At 42.5% G+C, this 2254-nt stretch carries 3 protein-coding genes; 1 reads left to right on the top strand and 2 read right to left on the bottom strand.

Features of this window, described 5'->3' with window-relative positions:
- Positions 1-76: 76 nt before the first annotated feature.
- Both ACU01J_RS21630 and ACU01J_RS21625 read right to left on the bottom strand, forming a co-directional pair.
- On the bottom strand, positions 77-439 hold the full coding sequence (locus ACU01J_RS21630; RefSeq protein WP_275864255.1) for a hypothetical protein: 363 nt from the start codon (positions 437-439) through the stop codon (positions 77-79).
- A gap of 147 nt (positions 440-586) precedes the next feature.
- A complete protein-coding gene (locus ACU01J_RS21625) occupies positions 587-1021 on the bottom strand; it encodes a GNAT family N-acetyltransferase (RefSeq protein WP_481087452.1) in 435 nt (144 codons plus the stop codon).
- Positions 1022-1255: 234 nt separating this feature from the next.
- On the opposite strand from ACU01J_RS21625, the gene ACU01J_RS21620 reads away from it, so the two are divergent.
- Complete coding sequence (locus tag ACU01J_RS21620; protein WP_481087369.1) at positions 1256-2224, top strand: IS30 family transposase; 969 nt, start codon at positions 1256-1258, stop codon at positions 2222-2224.
- The last annotated feature ends 30 nt before the right edge of the window (positions 2225-2254 follow it).

The raw sequence follows: 2254 nt of genomic DNA, 5'->3' as shown, positions 1-2254 counted from the left end.
AGACCATTGTGCCGTAAACACTGAAGCTGATTCAAACCTAAATTGCCGAGCGTTGCGAATCTGCTTAAATTGCTTGTTAGTTTTGAAGCTCGCAGCTCATGAGAGACTTAACCGCTGGGTCTGTCCAAAGAATCAAAGACTGTGTGTAGACCTTAACATGACTTCCTGTTTCAGTTTTTTCTATATCAGCTAAATGGACTAGTTCACCATCTAAGTACTGCATTACCTCATACCCTAACGATGATTCATGAAACGTCACCATTGGGCTATAAACTAAATAGTCTAAGTTTTCCCATTTTTCAGTAATACAACTAGCAACAGCAGGTGGGCTCATCGAGCTAGATGACTGAAACACCGGCTCTGAATGACGAAGTTTTTGTGGTGTTGTCGCACATGCTGACAGCAATAATGCCATACTCATCATTATCAAATATTTCATTTAACCTCCATAAAAACTAACGCCCAATTAACGTGTGAGCAACACTGCCACTAACCTGAATCATTGTGCCGTAAACACTGAAGCTGATTCAAACCCAAAATGCCAAGCGTTGCGAATCTGCTTAAATTGTTTGTTATACGCCGTGCGCTAAACGTTATTGTTACTAGAACTATTGAATGAGTACATTCGAACTTCGTCTCTCGGGAACCAACCAAGCTTTTCGTAAAACTGCTGGGCGTTTACGTTTTCGTTGTACACAAACAAATGAGTTTTGGGAACTCCAACATTAGCTAACGCGCTGATAGCTTGGCTGACCAGCTCACGACCTAAGTTCTTGCCCCGATAACTCGAAGATACGGCTAGGTGTTGCAGATAACCCCGACGGCCGTCAGTACCGACTAGCACCGCACCAACAATTTCGTTGGCTGACACTGCGACGAAACTTAATTTGGGGTTACGTATCAAGTAGTTATTGATGCTTTCTTTAGAGTCTGCATCCCGAAGACTCATACCCTCAGTTTGTCCCCACAGCCTTATAACATCATCATAGTCCGCGATGTCCATTTCACGAATTTTTACCACATATCTCTCCTTGCGTATAACGCCAAATTAAGGTGTGAACAACGCCAACAACCCTACCTAAAGCATTGCACCATAAACACTAAACTTGCTTAAAGTGAAAGTGCCGAGCGTTGTGAATCACTCTTAAATTTATTGTTATGCGCCTTGGATTCAAGTACGAAGTGCGACACCACTGAAAAATAAAACAGTGAGATGCGATAATCATGATTTTTGCTCCCGCCAAGAAGTAAAACCATGAAATATACACACCTCACTGAGAAAGAAAGATATACGATTTCTATCTTAAGAAAGCAAGGACTACGTACTGCTGGAATTGCTAGATTACTCAACCGTCACAAGTCTACGATCTATCGTGAGATAGAACGTAATAAGCGCTATAACAAATACTTTGACAGGTACTCGTACCAACCTGAGTACGCTCAACAACGAGCTCGAAATAGGCTCGCTCGCTCAAGGCGAAACAAGCGCTATGACGAAACCGACTTCAGGCTCGTTGCAGCCTTGCTGCAACTGGACTGGAGCCCTGAACAGATAGTTGGATTTCTAAGGCGAATTGGTCAAAAAACGATGAGTCACGAACTGATTTACCAGTATGTTTGGAATAACAAAGCAGAAGGCGGAATGTTATGGAAACACCTACGCCAGTCAACTAAGCAAAGGCGTAAAAGATACCGCTCTAACGACAGCAGAGGCCGCTTAGCCGCAAAGAAACATATATCTGAGCGACCAGACGAAGCAGAACTTCGTCTTGAACCTGGACACTGGGAAATAGACACCGTCATTGGGCGAGGAACCAAACACTGCATTGTGACGTTAGTAGATAGGATGACCGGTTATACTTTTATAGGCCAATTAGACGACAGAACGACTAATTCATTGAACGCTCGAGTGAAGAGGATTATTAAGCAATCAGACTTACCGTTCAAAACGATTACTGCTGATAATGGTACTGAATTTCACCAATATGCTCAGTTAGAAAAACAAACTAAGTGTTTGTTTTTCTTTGCTAACCCGTACCAATCATGGGAGCGTGGAACCAATGAAAATACGAATGGTTTAATTAGACAGTACTTACCTAAAAAAGCCTCTATGTCACATGTGACACAGAGGCTCTGTAACCAAATAGCTGGAAAGCTAAACTCGCGCCCAAGGAAAAGACTTGGGTTCTTTACACCACAGGAGTATATTCATGCGCATCTGTAAAAAGTGTCGCACTTCAAACTTGATACTAAG

It is taken from the genome of Vibrio sp. 2433-A1 (genome assembly GCF_056726085.1).
This window is presented reverse-complemented; position numbering and strand designations above follow the sequence as displayed.

Bases quoted from the DNA above. Each gene is read 5' to 3' on its own strand.
- ACU01J_RS21630 (WP_275864255.1), bottom strand. From the start codon at position 439: ATGAAATATTTGATAATGATGAGTATGGCATTATTGCTGTCAGCATGT.
- ACU01J_RS21620 (WP_481087369.1), top strand. From the start codon at position 1,256: ATGAAATATACACACCTCACTGAGAAAGAAAGATATACGATTTCTATC.